Annotated in this window: 16 protein-coding genes and 1 tRNA gene; 14 read left to right on the forward strand and 3 right to left on the reverse strand. The window is 41.5% G+C overall.

Annotated elements, in window-relative coordinates; all coding sequences use genetic code 11:
• Window positions 1–7: 7 nt before the first annotated feature.
• The 14 genes from C9914_RS08220 to C9914_RS11800 all read left to right on the forward strand — a co-directional run bounded on the left by C9914_RS08220 (window position 8) and on the right by C9914_RS11800 (window position 14,807).
• Window positions 8–4,222: a hypothetical protein gene (locus tag C9914_RS08220; protein ID WP_106764690.1), complete on the forward strand. Its 4,215-nt coding sequence runs from the start codon at window positions 8–10 to the stop codon at window positions 4,220–4,222.
• Between the two features lie 15 nt (window positions 4,223–4,237).
• On the forward strand, window positions 4,238–6,556 hold the full coding sequence (gene pglZ, locus C9914_RS08225) for a BREX-4 system phosphatase PglZ (RefSeq protein ID WP_106764691.1): 2,319 nt from the start codon (window positions 4,238–4,240) through the stop codon (window positions 6,554–6,556).
• A gap of 13 nt (window positions 6,557–6,569) precedes the next feature.
• Window positions 6,570–8,063 carry a BREX system Lon protease-like protein BrxL gene (brxL, locus tag C9914_RS08230; protein WP_242972091.1) on the forward strand — a complete coding sequence of 498 codons (1,494 nt, stop codon included), beginning with the start codon at window positions 6,570–6,572 and terminating at the stop codon, window positions 8,061–8,063.
• Entirely contained in the window at window positions 8,053–8,250 is a 198-nt protein-coding gene (locus tag C9914_RS08235) for a hypothetical protein (RefSeq protein ID WP_054686074.1), read from the forward strand. Before brxL ends, C9914_RS08235 begins: the two co-directional genes overlap by 11 nt.
• Before the next feature lie 7 nt (window positions 8,251–8,257).
• Window positions 8,258–9,391 carry a cysteine desulfurase family protein gene (locus C9914_RS08240; protein WP_242972092.1) on the forward strand — a complete coding sequence of 378 codons (1,134 nt, stop codon included), beginning with the start codon at window positions 8,258–8,260 and terminating at the stop codon, window positions 9,389–9,391.
• 77 nt (window positions 9,392–9,468) lie between these two features.
• The gene (locus C9914_RS08245; RefSeq protein WP_106764693.1) at window positions 9,469–10,452 is read left to right on the forward strand and encodes a helix-turn-helix transcriptional regulator; all 984 of its coding nucleotides are present in this window, start codon (window positions 9,469–9,471) and stop codon (window positions 10,450–10,452) included.
• Window positions 10,453–10,598: 146 nt separating this feature from the next.
• A complete protein-coding gene (locus C9914_RS08250; protein WP_106764695.1) occupies window positions 10,599–11,213 on the forward strand; it encodes a LexA family protein in 615 nt (204 codons plus the stop codon).
• Between the two features lie 239 nt (window positions 11,214–11,452).
• The gene (locus C9914_RS08260) at window positions 11,453–11,671 is read left to right on the forward strand and encodes a hypothetical protein (protein WP_242972093.1); all 219 of its coding nucleotides are present in this window, start codon (window positions 11,453–11,455) and stop codon (window positions 11,669–11,671) included.
• Between the two features lies 1 nt (window position 11,672).
• Window positions 11,673–11,915: a hypothetical protein gene (locus C9914_RS08265; protein WP_106764700.1), complete on the forward strand. Its 243-nt coding sequence runs from the start codon at window positions 11,673–11,675 to the stop codon at window positions 11,913–11,915.
• 542 nt (window positions 11,916–12,457) lie between these two features.
• The gene (locus tag C9914_RS08270; RefSeq protein ID WP_106764702.1) at window positions 12,458–12,856 is read left to right on the forward strand and encodes a hypothetical protein; all 399 of its coding nucleotides are present in this window, start codon (window positions 12,458–12,460) and stop codon (window positions 12,854–12,856) included.
• A 182-nt stretch (window positions 12,857–13,038) separates the two neighbouring features.
• The gene (locus C9914_RS08275) at window positions 13,039–13,236 is read left to right on the forward strand and encodes a hypothetical protein (protein WP_158707380.1); all 198 of its coding nucleotides are present in this window, start codon (window positions 13,039–13,041) and stop codon (window positions 13,234–13,236) included.
• Window positions 13,227–13,457 (forward strand): helix-turn-helix domain-containing protein, encoded by a 231-nt coding sequence (locus C9914_RS08280; RefSeq protein ID WP_106764705.1) that lies wholly within the window; start codon window positions 13,227–13,229, stop codon window positions 13,455–13,457. The genes C9914_RS08275 and C9914_RS08280 overlap by 10 nt, the downstream gene beginning before the upstream one ends.
• A gap of 108 nt (window positions 13,458–13,565) precedes the next feature.
• Window positions 13,566–14,303: a site-specific integrase gene (locus C9914_RS11795; RefSeq protein ID WP_242972094.1), complete on the forward strand. Its 738-nt coding sequence runs from the start codon at window positions 13,566–13,568 to the stop codon at window positions 14,301–14,303.
• 24 nt (window positions 14,304–14,327) lie between these two features.
• Entirely contained in the window at window positions 14,328–14,807 is a 480-nt protein-coding gene (locus tag C9914_RS11800) for a site-specific integrase (RefSeq protein ID WP_242972095.1), read from the forward strand.
• Window positions 14,808–14,922: 115 nt separating this feature from the next.
• Here the strand turns inward: C9914_RS11800 and C9914_RS08290 are convergent.
• From C9914_RS08290 to C9914_RS08300, 3 genes are all read right to left on the reverse strand, one after another.
• Window positions 14,923–15,010 (reverse strand) — tRNA-Ser (locus tag C9914_RS08290).
• Window positions 15,011–15,530: 520 nt separating this feature from the next.
• Complete coding sequence (locus tag C9914_RS08295) at window positions 15,531–16,679, reverse strand: toxic anion resistance protein (protein WP_106764707.1); 1,149 nt, start codon at window positions 16,677–16,679, stop codon at window positions 15,531–15,533.
• 21 nt (window positions 16,680–16,700) lie between these two features.
• Complete coding sequence (locus C9914_RS08300; RefSeq protein ID WP_022265500.1) at window positions 16,701–18,401, reverse strand: vWA domain-containing protein; 1,701 nt, start codon at window positions 18,399–18,401, stop codon at window positions 16,701–16,703.

Genomic DNA, 18,401 nt, shown 5'->3' on the forward strand with positions numbered 1-18,401 from the left:
TAAGACAATGGCGGTAAGATTGTATAACGAATACATAAAGGTTGACCCCAATTTCATCCCGGTGTTTAGCCGGAATAGTGATAGGACCTATCCCGACAAATGGCAGTCGTTTTATCCTCATACCAGCTTCAAGAACATTCTCAAAGATGTTGTTGAGACACTGGAAAAGAGCAATGAAACAAAAGATCGAAGCATTTGGATGAGTGGTGCCTATGGTACAGGTAAAACCTATGCTTCATTCGTCATAAAACATATCCTTGAAGATAGCATCGACTCTATCACCCCGTATTTCATTCAGAATGGTATGGAGACTTTACTGGCACGAGTTAAGGGGGTTAGAGCAAAGGGGAGAATTCTGGTTGTTCAGCGTAGTGCGTCGGCTGGAATTAACACACAGGATAAGCTCTTTAATGCGATTGTAGAATCTGTGCGAAGAGCAGTGTCAGATGTTGGACTTACATACACTGGAGCAGAAAGCCTTTCTGATAAGGTGCTGTCGATTCTGAAGCATCCAGAGACATCGGCCTTTAATTTCCAGGGAGCATTTAACAAATACCGTGGCAAGTTCACTGAGTATAGCTCGGTAGATAGCATTATCAAAGACTTAGAGGAACTGGATCTTGAAGATAAACTGAGCCTTCTCGATACGATCATTGAGGTCGCAGCGCTTGAAGGTTTCAATTGGTCTATGTCTTCTGAGGATATTGTTGACTGGTTGGAGGACGTGCGCAAAGGCAACAATCTTTCTTCAATCGTCTTTATTTGGGATGAATTCACAGAGTATTTTAAGAATAATCAGAACAACATTACTGGCCTTCAGGAGATTGCGCAGGCATCTTCGCGCATCAGTTGTTATCTATTCTTGATTACTCACAGTTCTGCTGGACAACTTATCCAGGACAAGGGCTCCAAGTCTATTATTGAGGCGCGTTTTAAGCTCGATACCATAGAATTGGAAGAGAGTACTGCCTTCAAACTTCTTGGACAAGCGTTAAGACACGAAGTCGACCTTGCTGATGAGTGGAAGTATACCAGCGAACAGTTATGGGACGGCGTTAAGCGTGGCAGCGTGGATGTCATCAAGAATAAGGATTATAATATTCAAGACGATGACTTTAGAGCCCTCCTGCCGATGCATCCTTATGCAGCATATCTGTTGAAGTTTATTGCAAAGGACATTAGCTCCAATCAGCGAACCATTTTCCAGTTCCTCAGTGGAGACTACTCCGGAGATGAGGACAAAACCAACTTCAAGTGGTTTATTGAACACTTTGCGTTTGAGTATGGTAAATGGAACTATTTGACGGCAGATTACCTGTGGGATTACTTCTTCAAAACCAGCAACGTCGATCTTGATGCAGCTTTTATTCAAACGATTAGTCACTACAACAACTTTGCACCGCTTTGCGACGATCCTACCAATAAGCAACTTGGTGATCGCAGACGTAGAGTGTTGAAGGTGACTTTGCTACTTGCTGCCTTGCAAGCAAAGAACGGCGCAGAGGCAAGAACTGGTGCAACATCATTGATGCGTCCAACCTTAGTGAACATCAAAGCCTGCTTTGCCGGGACTCCGCAGGAATCTACTGTTGAGCAGGATCTGAATTATTTTGCTTCAAAGGGTATCGTTGGTAAGATTGAAAGCGCAAAAGAAGTTCTCTTCGTCATAACTTCTGCTGCTATTGATACCGAGCGTATGAATCAGATTATTGATGAAACGCGTAAAGCAATCACTTTTGAAAAACTTGTTGCCGACTCCACATATGATGTTGCTAAGCAATTCATGCCAACTGATTACCTAAAGTGGAGAATGCGGATTATCAATGTGTCACCTGCAAATGCAAAGCAAGAGGCAGAGAAGGTTGATAAGTCCGAAAATCATATTCCGACATTTTTCTTGTTTGCAAAGAATGAAGCCGACCAAGGTAAGATTAAAGACACCGTTACAGCGACTTTTGATAAAGTTGGAGAGCGCTGTATCGTAGTTGACTTTAGCTCTTTGCCGTTTACTGACGCGTTGTTTTCAAAATTCATTGAGAGCAAAGCAAAAGAAAAGTATTTTTCTACAATCCCCAATCAGAAATCCCAGCTTGAGCTTGCAAAGAAAACTTCTCAGGAAGTCCTTAATGAATGGACAAGAAAATTGATTACAACATCTTTGTACATTTACTCTGCACCTAATAAGTCTGTTCAGAAAACTGGTGGCGCCAATTTAAGAAAGGAATTCAAAGAGATTAACGGCGAGTTCTTTGGCGATGGACTTGAAGAAATCACGCAAAATGATAAGCTCTTTGCTGAAACCGGCTTCAAAGAGACTGTTGCTCAAATGGCAATGGGCAAGATAGATGTTCCAAACAACTATTCATATGTCAGAAACATCTCAGCAAAACTGCAAATGGATGGAATTTGGAGTACTCCGAAGTATTGGGAAGTCAAACCGTCGCATCCTGTTTCAAAGATGAAAATTGCAATTAATGAAATCATTGAGCAGAGCTTTGAAAAGAGCACAATGGTAAGTGTCACGGATATTTGGAAAGAACTCAGAAAACCTCCTTTTGGCCTCCTTCCGAATACCGGTTCTGTGTTTCTTCTTGGCTTCCTTCTTGGAGAGTACGCTGATAGCACCTATTACAAACGAGACACGAACAATAATACGGTGTCCCTTAACTACATTGACCTTAGTGAACTTATCTTCGGTGTCATAAAGAATCTTCCCAAAGCTCAGGGACAGTTTATTGTTAGGCAAACCTCCGAGCAGATGAAATTCTGTCAGATCACGGGTGAGATTTTTAAGATTGCGAAGGAGAAACGCAATTCTGTCGATGATATTGCCAAGAATATCAACATCTACCTGACAAATAACAAGTACCCGATGTGGGCCGTACGTTACTTCATTGAAGAAGAACTGTATGACCATGAGTATTGTGACGCTATGGTACAGCTCACATCACTCCTCTGCGAATTCATTAAGCCTGAATCAAAGATTGACCGCGAACGCTCAAAGGTTGTTGAAGATATTTATAAGCTGTATCAGCAGTATAACGCCATTGATGAGCTGTTTAGAGATATTCTTAGCGCCGAGAATATGAGAGCTGGCATGAATTATTACATTGCTCAGTACAAGCCTGAATTGATTCAAATTGCCAGCAATCTGAAGGTTGATGCCAAGGAATATCTGGAATTGTTAAATTCTAAGCTCTCGAATGATTCTTCCTACCTTTGGGAACTTGGAGATACTAACCGCCAGATTGATAATCTGTACATTGATCTGAAGCTTATTTATGACATCAACCGAGTTCTCACTACTAAACAAAAAACATATGTCGAAGCAAGAAAGGCACTCATCGAAAAACTTAACATTGTTAAGGTTCCTTATGCATTGCTTAAGGAACTGAGACCTGAGCTTATAACAATTGTTGATCAGTTTAGCTTAATTAAGGACAACGCTCAGTTTAACAAAGCCGAAACTGCGTCAACAATCGCTAATTTGGCAGATGATTTTGTTGAGTTCTTTAATAATCAGTACGAAGTATTGTGTAAAGCTCTTGATCGCGCATTGCACACAACTATCTCTGCCGATGAGTATGAGTATCTGTTTAACAAAGTGCCATCTGGGACTCTTTACGAAGCGACAGATAAGTTCACTACTACCATGCAGCATGAACTAACCAACTTCCGTAAGTCAAAGAAGACACGTAAGATGTACGATGCATGGGAGAAGGCTACGAACAGCACCAGTCCGGCAGATTGGTCTCAGAAAAACGGTATTCCGGTACTCTGCCTGTTCACTGAGGATATTCTTACCGCGCAGAAGATTTTCGATGCCTTGAATAGAACATCGTATTTGCCGACAGAAAAGGATATTGATGATGCCATTGATTTCCTGCAGAGTGGAAAGCTTGGCATACTGAAAAACACTGACATCTGTGTTAAGAGATTTATAGACTTCTTTGCTGGTGAGTATGCATATGTCATTACCTCCGCCGATGAGTTGAGAGATCAGATTCGCGCAGCAACTGGGACAAATGTTTATGACTGGTATGCTAAAGCGAATAGCTGTAAATCGAAGATTTGCCAGTTCGCCACAGAGCGCTATCAGTTAAAATATCGTTCCCAGGCGAAAGAGCAAGTCAGAAAGCTCACTGCGGAACAAGCACAAAAATACCTTGATGAGCTTATTGATAAAGATCCTCTGCTCGGAATCAATATCCTCAAGGGATAATCAAAGGAGGACACTATGACCACCTTTAAGGATTTGGAAAGCCTACAACTATTCTTGAAGCAAGACGCGAAACGCGTCTCGCTAAATCCTGTGCGCTTTATAAATGTCGATTCTATGGCTATGTGGATCGAGGTTAAAAAGTTTCTGCTTGCTTTGGCCGATGAGACGCTGCCCCTTTCCAAGTTCTGTGAAGGGAAAGATACAACTCCAAATATCAAACGTGTTAGTGCTGCTCTGAAAAAAGTCAAAAAGTCGCAGTTTGTATCTCCGTTGTCAGAATATTTGCGCATAATCCCTGAACAAGCTGAACCTGTAATTCAGAAGTTTATCAAGGCAGACTATCAAAACAACGATAACGGAAAACTCCGCATTTATTTCTTGATGTATAGAATGAAGAGCCTTCTTCGTACTGTACCTTCTGACGATCCAAGAGCCAAAGACTGCATTGTTTTGTTCGAGACGGATGAAGAGAGTGATTATAAACTCACCATTATTCAAAAAGATTTAGATGTTAAGTTGGCAGGTAATGAGATCGACGGATTTAGAAGCTATCTTGAGTATTGGGAAGCTAACCCCGACAAACCATTGATTTTGCACACCGGCAATGCTATCCACTTTGAAAAGAACCACTTCTTTGATGATGTTCACGTAATTGTGACATCCTACGATCTGATTAGGTATCAATATGGATTGCCAGCAAGTGTATTCGAAGAACTTGGAACGGACAATGATTGGAACAATCTTGTTCGAGTAATCATCAAAGAGGGCTCTTTTGAAGACGCCTGCCGATCCACGCTTTCCATAAATAGATATTCATCAAGTCTGTTTGAGAGATGGAATAGGTACAATTCTTTTCAAAAATGGCTTCTTTGGCTGTGGTCCAGACAGCAATCTGGAAAAAGCTATGAGATTGTAGCAGCAAAAGCGTGCAAATCTTCTGCTGAGTATTTAGACAATATCTATTGCTGTATTATTGATTATCTCAGAGACGATAAGTTTGAGCAGTTCTACAAGGACAGAAAACGGATTCTATCAGTAATGCAGGCGGTTCCTACAGAGCATTATTGGAATGAACTGAGTTCTCTTAACAGGATTGATGCTCTTTCGTGCCTTACTTGTTTAACAGACGTAGAACAGAAAACTATCTTTGAAATAGTCGCGGAGTTTAGCTATCAGCAAAGAAAAAGCGTTCTCTCTATACTAAAGCGTGTTTATCCATCTCTGTACTACTATTTGCAAAATGATGAACAGCCGAATTGCGCGGGGCTGTCTACAGAACATGAGCAATATTTTAGCGAGTACAAGTGGCTGAAAGCGACAGATACTTTGACGGAGGAATTTGTTTCAAAGGTCAAACGTATTTCTCTGGAAAAAGGGGCATCGGTCTTCCAGATGCAATCAAGGAATCATTTTGTTTCAGAACACTATGATGAGCATACATCTATTCTATTTGTGGATGGAATGGGTATTGAATATGTTGATTACTTGGCGCATCTCTTCTCCGACCTTGATGAGCAGCAGTATTCAGTATTCTTTGATGCTGGTTTTTGCACATTACCGTCAGTCACAGAAATCAACAAAGATTTCATGAATGGGCGTAATACTGTTGAACCACCCGTAAGAGAGCTTGATGAGCTTAAGCATGCTAATAATGCTCACCCGGAAAGTCTCATAAAGCAAATTCATATTCTCGATAATCTGAAGAATCGAGTTCTTGGGTTGCTGGTTGGAAACACTCACCGTATCATCATTGCAGCAGATCATGGAACAAGCAGAATGGCAGTCAAGGTTCGCAACACAGAATACGATAATGCGTATCCAAAACCGGATAATGTAGGTATTTATAAATACGGACGTTTTTGTGAAGGAACAGAAGATGAACCCAAATATCCAACTGCGATAAATTATAATGAGCGTTTGATTTTTGCTGACTATAGTCGATTTATTCAAAGTGGAGCTCCCATAGACGAGATACATGGTGGAGCCTCATTAGAAGAATGGATTGTACCGATTGTCACGGTTGAACGTAACATAGGAGAAAAACCAGAGACTGTTGAAGTAAAACCGAAAACCACGAAATTCAAACCCGCTCTCGGAACAAAGCAAGTCAAAGTGGTCTTTTCTATCAGTGGTAAAAAGAGGCAAAACGTCTCCGCGAGAATTAAAGGCAACTCGTATAAATGTGAATGGGCTGATGGATTGTATTCCTTTACGTTTGTTCCGTCCAAGGCGGATGGAAAACTTACTGTAAAGATTGCTGACGGAGGTATTCTTGGTCAGTTCGATATTGAAATAGAACAAGGCATCAAGAAGAATACCAACTTCGACATATAAGGAGCGATGGAAAATGGATACTAACAAGACCACAGATTCTTCTGGTATGCTTGAAGGAGCAGAATACGAGAAGAAACTCAAGCAATATTATGGTGATATGCTTGTATACAAATCTTCAGCCAATTCAAAATTCTTCTCAGCATTGAGCCTGCCTTCTTTTATGCGAGATTGGCTGGTAATGCGATTTTCCAACAGCGAAGGGGTTATAAATAAACAGGAAGTTTCAGACTATGTAAAACGGGTGATTCCCAAAAAAGAGCAATGGAACGAATATCTTGTGGATCTGCTTCATAACGATCAGACTGCTCGTTTTTTGGCAAAAGTTAAAATTGACTTTGATGCTAAAACAAAAACAGCGTTGTTTTCATTGCCGGATTTTGAAGTTCCCAAGAAAAAGGGTGAAGCCATCGTTGATTGGGATGTAATCGAAGCCAACAGAGACTACCTTCTTTCTCCGACAGAAGTTTGGGGAATTGTCGAGATAGATATTGAAGAAAGCAATAAAGGGAATGTTTTTAAGCTTGTTGACTTCCAGCCGTTCTGCCCTTACACGATAGACTTGGACTATTATATTGAGGCCAGGCAGTATTTTACTATCGACGAATGGATAAATGTCCTTCTAAGTGCGATTGATTATAACCCCAAGGGATATGTAAGCAAAACTCAGAAAATGGCCATGCTCAGCAGACTGCTCCCATTTGTCGAAAAGAGAATTAACTTGATTGAGCTTGCGCCCAAAGAAACTGGTAAGTCATATGTATTTGCACAGATAAGTAAGTACGGATGGCTTGTTAGCGGTGGAAGTATTTCAAGGGCAAAGATGTTCTATGACATTAGTAAGAGGACCCAGGGGCTTGTATCCCGTTACGACTATGTTGCGTTTGATGAAATCCAGAGCATTAAATTTACAGACGCAATGGAAATGCAAGGAGCCTTGAAAGGCTATCTTGAAAGCGGTGAATACCGCGTAGGCGATTCGAGAGGTGTCGGTGACGCCGGACTTATTCTTTTGGGAAATATCGATTCAGAACTTATGGATGTTAATCAGAATATGTTTAAGGATCTTCCTGATATATTCCATGAATCTGCTCTACTTGACAGATTTCACGGTTTTATTAAAGGCTGGAACATACCTAAAATGAAGGAAAGTCTTAAAGCTAATGGGTGGGCTCTTAATACAGAATACTTTGGCGAAATTATGCATTATTTGCGTGATGAACTCGCATATCGCGCTGTCGTTGACCAACTATTGCAACTCCCGAAGAATTCAGCGACAAGAGATACCGAAGCAATTAAGCGTATCTGCACCGGGTATTTGAAGCTTTTGTTCCCAAATGCAACAGATGTTAGTAAAGTGGATGTTTCTTTATTTGAGACCTACTGTCTTGCCCCAGCTATGGAGATGAGAAGAGTCATCAAAACTCAGCTTGGTATTATTGACGAGGGAGAATTTGGTGGAATGACAATCCCTGAAATCACAATTAAGGAGCAATACCGTGAAAAATGAGAAGTGTAAGTTATGCGGGACAGAACTAAAGAAAGACTGGATTGCACTTCACAGGAAACTCTTGGACATTGACGCAAAAGAGTTTTTGTGTATTTCGTGTTTGGCAGATACCTTTGGGTGTGATGTTGAAGACCTTGAGATAAAAATAGAGGAATTCAAAGAGCAGGGCTGTGTTCTGTTTAAGTGAGGTCAATATGAAACGGATTATCTACGCTGATAATGCAGCTACAACAAGAATTGATCCAACTGTGTTGGAGGCAATGGCGCCATTTACGAAAGAAGAGTATGCAAATGCGTCTCAACCATACTCCTTTTCTCGTAAAGCAAAAGCTGCAATTAAAAACGCTAGGGAAGAAATAGCAAAATGTATTAATGCTAAACCAAATGAAATTTTCTTCACCTCCGGCGGAACAGAAAGCGACAACTGGGCAATAAAGGGCTGTGCATTCGCAGATGAAAGTAAACGCACGACAATTACTTCGACTATTGAGCATCATGCCGTTTTGCGGTCATGTCAGTTTATTGAAAGACTTGGCTATCCTGTGGCCTATATCACCCCTAACTCAAACGGGCTAATTACCGTTGAGATGCTGGAACAGGTTATTGCAGGGACTACCAATCTTGTCTCTGTTGCAACCGCCAATAACGAAATAGGTACTATCCAACCAATCAAAAAGCTTGCTGAAATTGCCCATAGAAATGGCGCTTTCTTTCATACAGATGCAGTTCAAGCGATTGGACATATTCCCATTGATGTGAATGAATTAAATGTTGATCTCCTGTCTGCTTCAGCGCATAAGTTTAACGGCCCTAAAGGCATAGGGTTTCTTTATGTCAGAGATGGAACTCCGATCTTGCCGCTGCTGAACGGTGGAGCACAAGAAAACTCTCTTAGAGCGGGAACAGAGAATGTTGCTTCGATTGTTGGAATGGCAACTGCATTAAGTATGAATTGTTCTCAGATACAAAAATCTCAAAACCATTCTGCAAAGATGGTTGAGCTTATTTGTTCAATTTTAAATGACGCTGAAGTGGATTACATCCGAAATGGCTATAGCAACGGATTAAAAGGAACACTTAATCTATCATTCCGTGGCAAGGATGGCGAAGCTATTCTTCATCGACTAGATCTTAGAGGAATTTTAGTTTCTACTGGTTCTGCTTGTGACAGTAACTCAGTTCAGGTTTCTCATGTAATCAAAGCAATAAATGTGCCCGACTCATATGCAAAAGGAACAATCAGAATATCATTGGGAAAAGACAATACGATTGAAGAAGCAAAAATAATAGGAGAAACACTTGTTTCCGTATTGATGGAGCAAAAATAAGTGAATGAAGCTCCTGCCAATGTACATAAGATGTGCCTTGTTTTTTGAAGAATCTCATGTGGTGAGTGGTAATTGATATGGACCTAAAAGCAAAACTTCGCCCTTTCTATGTGGCTAAAATGCTCTATGAGCAGACAGACGAGGATCATTATCTGACGATAGCTCAGATAATGGAGCAGCTCGAAAAAGAATACGGTATCTCAACCTCGCGCGGAACTGTGGGTGATGATATAAAAGCTCTCCAGGAACTTGGAGCTGAAATTGAGGTTATCCCTTCGACGCAAAAGCGCTTCTCGCTCATTGGCCGGCGATTTGATCTGCCGGAGCTCAAGACATTGATTGACGCTGTAGAGTCTGCAAAATTCATACCCAAGAAGAAGAGCACCGCCTTGGTTGAAAAGCTTGGTTCTCTCACAAGCCAGCATAATACGGAGAAGCTGGTTCGCAATGTAGATGTAGAGAATCGCCTCAAAGCCGACAATGAGAAGATCTACTACATTATGGAGGCGTTGAACGACGCGATCAATACCAGCAAGAAGGTGTCGTTTCAGTATTTCACCTACAATGTCCGAAAAGAGCAGAAGCTGAAATACGATGGCTACACCTATGTGTTTAGTCCGTATAAGCTGATTTGGAATGGCGATTACTATTATGTGGTTGGCTTCTCTGAAAAGCACAAAGGGATCGGCAGCTTCCGCGTAGATCGCATTGTCAGATGCCCCAAAATCCTTGATGATGACGCTGTGCAGCCTCCGAAGAACTTCGACATGAATGTCTATCTGAACTCAATGTTCCGGATGTACAACGGCCAAAGAAAGCAGATCGAACTGGTGTGCAGCAACGATGTCATGGATGCCATCATCGATAAGTTTGGAAAGGAAGTCACCGTTCTGGCAAATGATATGCAATCTTTCAGGGCAATAGTGAACACTGCCGTTGGCCGTGTTTTCTATAGCTGGGTATTTGGATTTGCGGGAAAGGTCACTATTAAGTCCCCTGAGGATGTCAAAAAATCCTATGCAATCATGGTTAAACAAGCGGCACAAGCTCTAATCGAATAAGAACCTATTCTCTTTTCAAGCAAGTAGGTGCAGCAAATTGGCTGCACCTACTTTTCGATTTCCGGCTGCCCTCTTGCAATTTACAATTCGCCGAGTATAATAGCATTATGGGATTTGAAATCCTATATAGAAACAGAGGTGCTGATATGAGAACAAAGAATCAAGAAACTCTAGACAGGATATTGAAGTTCGTCAACAAGTATTATCAGGAGCACCACAGCTCTCCTACGATCAACGATGTTGCTGAAGGCGTTGGCGTTGCCAGATCCACTACGCATCGCTACCTTCAGGAGCTGAGTGACCGCAACCTGATTGATTACGGCAGAGGTATCTTGTCTGCTCCCCAGAGTGCCAAAATGAAAACGGCCTATGTATCCGCCCCGTTAGTAGGTTCTATTCGCTGCGGCAATCCGGAGGATGAGGAAGAGTCGATTGAGGAGTATGTCAGCCTCCCGGTCTCTATGTTTGGCAAGGGGGATTTCTACATTCTCCGCGCCAAAGGCGATTCTATGGCAGATGCCGGAATTGACGAGGACGATCTGCTTGTTATCGAGTGCAATTGCCCTGCTCTCGAGGGGGATATAGTCGTTGCGCTGGACGAGGACAACCAGAATACGCTGAAGCGATACGCCGGCTACGACAAGGACAGTGGGTATTACATCCTCAAATATGAAAACGAGGCTCGATACCCGGGCAAAACAATAAAGGTGCGGAGCTTTCAGGTACAAGGCGTTGCTCGGCACGTAATAAAATCACTCTAAATAATAATCTAATGTCGATGGGAGATGTGTTGTTTTGAATGCGAAAGATGTTAAATGCCCGATTTGCGGCACAGTCAACAGAAGTCTCGATTTAGATGAGACCGACGGATGGATGGAATGTGAACACTGCCATAACGCCGTTCAAATATTGGAGTACGCTAAAAGCAGGCGTGTTCCGGTATATCAGATGGCGGATTGCAATCTCCTCGTCCCGTTGAGCAAAAAAAGATAAAAGGAGTATGGCGATGCTGGAGGATTGGACGATTTACTCTTGGTATTGCCCAAACTGTAAGACGCAGGTAGCGGGGCTAAAAAACAAGAAGAATCAAATCAGAGTTATTTGCACAAAGTGCGGCGTTGAAATGGTTCGCACGGTTGTAAGCAGGCGGCATGATGTGATTGATATGTTCGCACCGTCAGGAATGGAACATAGCGAACTGGAATTGAGGGAGCATTGATATGACGATGTTAGAGGCTTTTGTAAAAGAACGCAACGAGGCGCTGTTCAGCCTTGACCGAAAGAAGATCGAGGCCTACATAATCAAATATGGAGAAACGGAAATTGCGCAGACACCCGATGTTGTTTTCTGGGCATCTGTGTACAAGGCCATTTGCGGTATCAAGGACGCACCAGAAGCCATTGTAAGCAAGGCAAAGGCATGGCTGTACGAGCATGGCATGAGCCCTAATCTGGCGGGATGACAATTCCCCCATTGATCTGCTTGAAGAACATCGAAGCGAGTTCCTATAGCAACTGAATCTACGACATCACGACGGAACGGTCGGGCTGAAACAGGGCCGCACTAAATCCGCTTCCAGGTCACTTGATCGTGGGCAGCAGCCCGAACATGAACCGGTAGTTATTCCAGACATATGTGAGAGGCCACCGGCAAGGTAAGACACTATAGTTCTATCTATAGGTCTGCCTTGTCGGTGGCTTTTTTGTTTTTCACCGACATCACAAATACATATTCGCAGCCTGAAGTACAAGGGCCAAGGATACAAATACGCTGATTTCAAACTCTTTTGAAAAAGCAGTATGGGTACCCTTAGATTTCTGCGCCCTTTTTCAGGCAGGCAGCATCGGGAGTCCTTTTCGCCAGCATAGTTGTGTCCTTTGGACCGCAGCAGACGGAAAGGACTTTTTATGTGCAATCAGTGGCTCTGCTATATCGCTGAATACCCGTGATCTCTGAATTTTTGACTTTCACCCAAATTCAAAAATTCAAAGTAGATTACAAAAAATGGGATTTAATTATGGACTCGAAAAGAGAAAGTTCACCGAGGAGTGGAAGAAGCGCTACCACGAATATAAAGCTGCCGGTATGAGCGAAGAGGATATTCAGGATATCTATGCGTTCGACCTGAATGTGTTCAGGAAAAACAGGACGGAGTTCCAGTGCACACAGCCCCTCTCAGAAAGCTCCTGTGACAACGGAATCGAACAGGGCGAATCTATGTCTTCCCTATTAAAAAAGTTCTCCAGTGCGCTTTCTGTGTGCGACAAGTATTCTTTCCAAAGTGACCCCCGCTTTGCGTGGGTTGATGAAATGGAGAATGACGAATTATATCGGAAGATTATTTCTCTGCCCAAAAGAGATATGGACCTGCTGACGCTGATCGCATTTGAAAGATATTCATAGCGGGAGGTTGCAGAAATTCGCGGCATTGTCCCCGCCGCGATCTGCAAAAAGATCGCAAAACTCAAAAAACTTCTGTATGGGGGTTAATTTTTGCCCGTTTTCGTTGCCTACCAAGTGAAAGGATTATTTCGAAAACAAAGGAGCAGCAGAATATGAACCATTTGAGTGAGAAGAACTCCGTTTTGAATAGACCGATGTATTTGTGCCTTTGCCCGGTTTGCCTTGGTCAGTTCCTCGACACAGGAATCTATAAGATCGTGCGGGAGAATCACGGACAAGCAAAAGAGCGCTGTGATTTCTGTAATTATCGCAACGGGTACGATTTCATCATCTACTCCAAAGCGGAAAAGAAAGATGAGGTGGCAGACGAATGGCAATGAAAAAGTCTGAGCTGAGAGAACTGTACTTGATGATGTTTCCGGAGTATCCGGACATCGTGAACATCACTCAGCTCCAATCGATGCTTGGCATCAGCCGCCATCTTGCCTATGACTTGATCAATGACGGGTATATCAGAGGCCTGAAAATCGGAAATGCTTTCCGGATAACCAAGGTCAATGTCATTGAGTATGTCATGGATCAGGGAAAAAGTGCGATTTGAACTCTGATTTGATGATCGCATATTTGAGTATCTCCCACCGACCGAATAAAATATAGATGTCGGTGGGAGATGCCTGTATACAATTCAATGATTTCGGAGGTAATAAAAATGGTATCAGGAACTCTTGCGCTGAAGAACGGCTACTATTATGCCGTTCTCAGCTATCGGGACGCAGCAGGAAAACGCCATCAAAAATGGGTATCGACAGGATTGCCCCAAAAAGGTAATAAGTGCCGGGCAGAACAGGAACTTATTCGTATTCGCAGCGAATTTGAGATTTCTCCGGCTGCTGGAGAACTAAGCTCGAATATGCTCTTTGCAGACTATTTGGATCAATGGCTTGAGATTGTCAGAGCGAGAATCAAGCCCGCAACATTCGGCTCGTATCAAGGAATGGTCAAAAGCACGATTGGCCCGTATTTCCGCAAAAAGGAGCTAACCTTGAAAGAACTGGAGGCTCGGCACATCCAACAGTTTTATACAGAGAAGCTGAAAACCGTCACGCCGAATTCGGTTATCCACTATCATGCGGTGATTTATCAGGCCTTGAAGTATGCGATGAAAACCGACCTTGTTACGCAGAATGTGGCAATGAAAGTGGATCGCCCGAAAAAGAATGATTATCAGCCTGTATTCCTTGATGCAGAAGAACTGCAGCATTTATTTGAAGTAGTTAAAGGGACAAAGCTGGAACTTCCGGTTTTAGTCGCCGCTTTCTACGGCTTGCGTCGTGGCGAGGTATGCGGACTGAAATGGGACGCCATTGACTTTGATCGTGGCACAATCACTATAAGGCACTCGGTCACATCGCTGCAAGTGGACGGAAAAACAAAAATGTACGCATAGGACTCTGCAAAAACAAAATCCAGTATGCGTACGCTTCCCCTGGTGGGGAGCTTCCGCGACTACTTTCAAAAGGTCAAGGAAGCGCAGGAACTCAACAAGAAAGTTTGCGGCAATTGCTATAACTACGAGTACGACGGTTATGTCTTTGTGAATGAACTGGAAGAGCGCATGCGCCCCGACTATTTGACGGAGTACTTTCCTAAGTACATAGCAAAACACGGGGTGCCGAAGATGCGGTTTCATGATCTTCGCCATAGCTGCGCCAGCTTGCTGCTGGCTAACGGCGTGCCGCGGAAACAAATTCAGGAGTGGCTGGGACACAGTGATTTTTCCACCACCGCTAACATCTACGCCCACCTTGACTACACTTCAAAACTGTCCTCGGCAAAGGCAATGGTCAGCGGAATGCTTCTTCCGAGGTCAGATGATTTCGGGTGCCGCTGGGAAGATGTAACCGAGCAAGGCAAGATAGCAGAACCGGATTTGAACCCGATTTTCGACTAAAAAACATGCCGTTCTAACACGAAAAACGGGCCGTTCTAACAGGAAAAATCGACAAATTTAAGGAGCTGTGCAAAAAAGAAAAGTCCAGCAAACCCTTGAGTTTACTGGACTTTTTTGGCGGAGAGTTAGGGATTCGAACCCTAGAAGCCTTTCGGCTTACAGCATTTCGAGTGCTGCACCTTCGACCACTCGGACAACTCTCCGTTTATGTGATTCCGTTCAATTCAAAAAACTTTTCACAAGAACTGACGGAAAGAACAACGAAATATTCAATTTTCGAACCGGAGAAAACCCTGAATTTATGGGCTTTTTAAGCGGAGCAAACATCCAACTCTTCAAAAAATTTCGAGTCAGCTCCGTTATGACCACTTCGATGCCTCTCCAAATTATTCAAAACACTATAATATTATATCTTTAAGAAATAAGAATGTCAAGAAAAATCTTTAGAAACCAAATTTGTGGATTTAAAATTATATTTGCATTTTATAAGCATAAATAGTGTGATAAGTAAAACTATTAAAATAAATTCTGAAACAGCCAATAACTACTGATTTTTTCAAGAACATCAATCAAATTCGCAAATATCACAGATAAAATAGGTCCGTTTTTCACAGACTTATTCATACATAAACTACCTTTGATTTATAATGCTTAAAAAACATCAGACGCTGTATAAACAGAATTACTATTTATACAGCGTCTTTTTAGATTTTTATTTATAGATTATTTAAGCTTATCAAGCTCACTTTCTCTATGTTCCATACTTTCGATACGCTTCTGACCTTCATCAGCCAAATTTCTGAATTGCTCAATAGTTGTTTTCATCTGTGGCAAAGCCTTAGATTTATATTCAGTAACAGCATCAAGGGCATCAAATGTATCTTCAAAAGCACTTTTAAGTGTGTCAACAGAAATATTTGCCTCCATAGCCTGTTGCTGGATACTTGCTCCCTGGTCTTTAAGCATTTTTGCTGTTGCACCGATAATCTTGTTTGTTGCCTCATTTACAGCATTAACCTTCTCAAGAACAACCTTTTGATTATACAAAGCACTTGCAACTGTAACTGCTATTCTAAGGGCTGAAACTGTTACGCTCTCTGCTCTTTCAACCGCACGAATCAATTCTTTATTGTTGCGGCGAACAATTTCCATAGCTATGATGCCTTGCATATTAACAGCCTGCATCTGCTGTAAATCCATAACCTTTTGTCTTAACGGAAAGAGAACCTCTTCTTCAATGAATTTTATTCTCTCCTCATCAACATTTTGCACCTTAGCTTGTTCGATTGCAGAACTAATAGATTCGTCCATCTTCATTCCAAGGTCGATTTGCTGTGTAAGCCTTTGTGTTAAATCTCTCAAAGCAAGCTGCTCAATCTCAAGTGTTGTATTATCGTTTTTGAGAGTTGCTTTACCCTTGCCAAGTGATTCGATTGTTTCTGCGATAATAGTATCAGCCTTTTCAAACTTTGCAAAATAATTACGAATAGGATTGAAAAGCTTTCCTAAAACACCCTTTTTAACAAAATCTATGCCTGATGGGTCGAGGTCCTTCATTTGAGTCTGGAGCTGTGCAAGACCATTCACAACCTCGCCATTCTCTCCGCCCATCTTGCTTAAATCTGAAAGACGAACACTTAGAAGTTCATTCTTTCTTGTTGACTTTTCAACAACATCATTGCCAAAGCTATCAACCGAAGAAACTATTTCTCTCCTACCCTCAAGAGAACCTAAATCAACTGTAAAAAGCGATTGTGTGTTGTTGTCAGCAATTTTTTCGAGCTTATCCTCTGTTTCTGGCTTTGGTGCAAGTTCTACCTTGACTTCCTCTTTGACTGCCTCTACATCAGGTAAATCCATTGAAAATCCCATTTTATATTCCTCCTTGTTATATTACATTTCTGAATTGAAAAGATTCTTGAGCTGATAGATAATATCATCACTATCTGCGTTGATTGTAGCTGCCTCGTTTATTTCAGAAATCTGATTAAGTGCAGCAATATTTGCATTATATCCGATTGAATATACAGGAACTTCATAATTACTAAGTACTGATGAAATGTCATTTAGAGAACAACCTGTATTCTGTTCACCATCACTCAAGAGGAAAAGCATTGGCTTAGCCTCTGGGTGGTCTTTCTTTGCTTTATTAAGCATATCAAGTGCAACTACAACTGCGTCGTATGTAGCGGTTTGACCGTTAGCCTCAAGACTCTGCACAGCACCTTTAAATAGAGCTTGCTGATTAAGGTCGAATTTTGCTACTGGAAGATTTACATAAACCTTGCTATTATATGAAATAAGTCCTACATAATTTTCTTTATTTATATACTGCATAGAATTTATAAGTGAGGTTTGAAGTGCATTGATAGATTCGCCTGCCATACTGCCAGAAGTATCTGCAATAAATACTGCTATAATCGGATTACCACTATTCTTATTTTTCTTATAAAGCTTTTGAGCACTTAAAAGCTTACTGCCGTCAATATCATTAGGAAGCTCTGATTTATAAGAATCATTCTGATTAAAACCATATTGCTTTGCAAGACTTTGAGATGCGTCATTAAGGCAATATTCACAGAACTTATCCAAAACAGATTCTTTATCAGCTGAAAGTGTTCCGATTGCATACATTGGGTTATCGTGTCTTGCACCAAATGGTGTGAAAACATAGTCATTTTTTAAAGTAGGGTCATTAACATAGAGCTGATATTCCAAAACAAAGGCATCAAGAGAGCCTGATTCAGCAGATTTTCTCATCTGTAAAGTGTTGTAAGAAACAAGCGGAACATTTTGCTGGAACTTCTTAAAGCCCTCAGTAGCTGTTTCACTTAAAAGGTTATCAGTATCATATGAATAAAGTGTACTTACAAGGAAATTAAAGCCTGTTGAGCTAACAAGTGGGTTTGTATATCCCATTGCAATCTCGTTAGCTGCAGTAGCCTCTGTAATAACCTTCATATTTACAGAGCCATATTTTTTAATCATTTCATTATATTTACTCTTAGAGATAAGAACACCTGCAACATTGCCAACAAGCTTTTTCTCTTTAAGCTTAACATTGACATTCTTTGCCTCTATCATCTTGCCCCAAAATTCATTTGATGGCGTAATAGCATCTGGAACATATTTTCCTGATGTTATGTAATCTACGCCAAGACCTGATGTAACAGAACGGATTGAAACAGAAATAGTCTTGCCATTAATTTTATAATTTTCATTATTAAAATTCTTTGCGACTTCGTTTATCCAACCGTCAGTATCCTCGCCAGCTTTTTCTGGTGAAGCAAAAATCTCGATATTGATTTCGCCATTACCTGTTACTGTTAAAGGTGTTTTAGATATATCAGGCAGTTCCTCTTCCTCACTCAATATATCCTCATCACTTATAGATGCTTTTATAGGGTTTACATTTGTAACATTGATTCCGCCAAGCAGTTTGTTCATCTGATTTTCAGCTTGCTCGCTTGTTATTGTTTCTTGGCTTTTTCCTACATCTTTAGTCAGCATAATCCCACCGAAAACAAGACCGAAAACAACAACAGCAATACCTGCAAAAATCGCAATTTTTTTACCATTAGACAGATTAGTCAT

The sequence above is a fragment of the Pseudoruminococcus massiliensis genome, from assembly GCF_900291955.1.
Lineage (GTDB): Bacteria > Bacillota > Clostridia > Oscillospirales > Acutalibacteraceae > Pseudoruminococcus > Pseudoruminococcus massiliensis.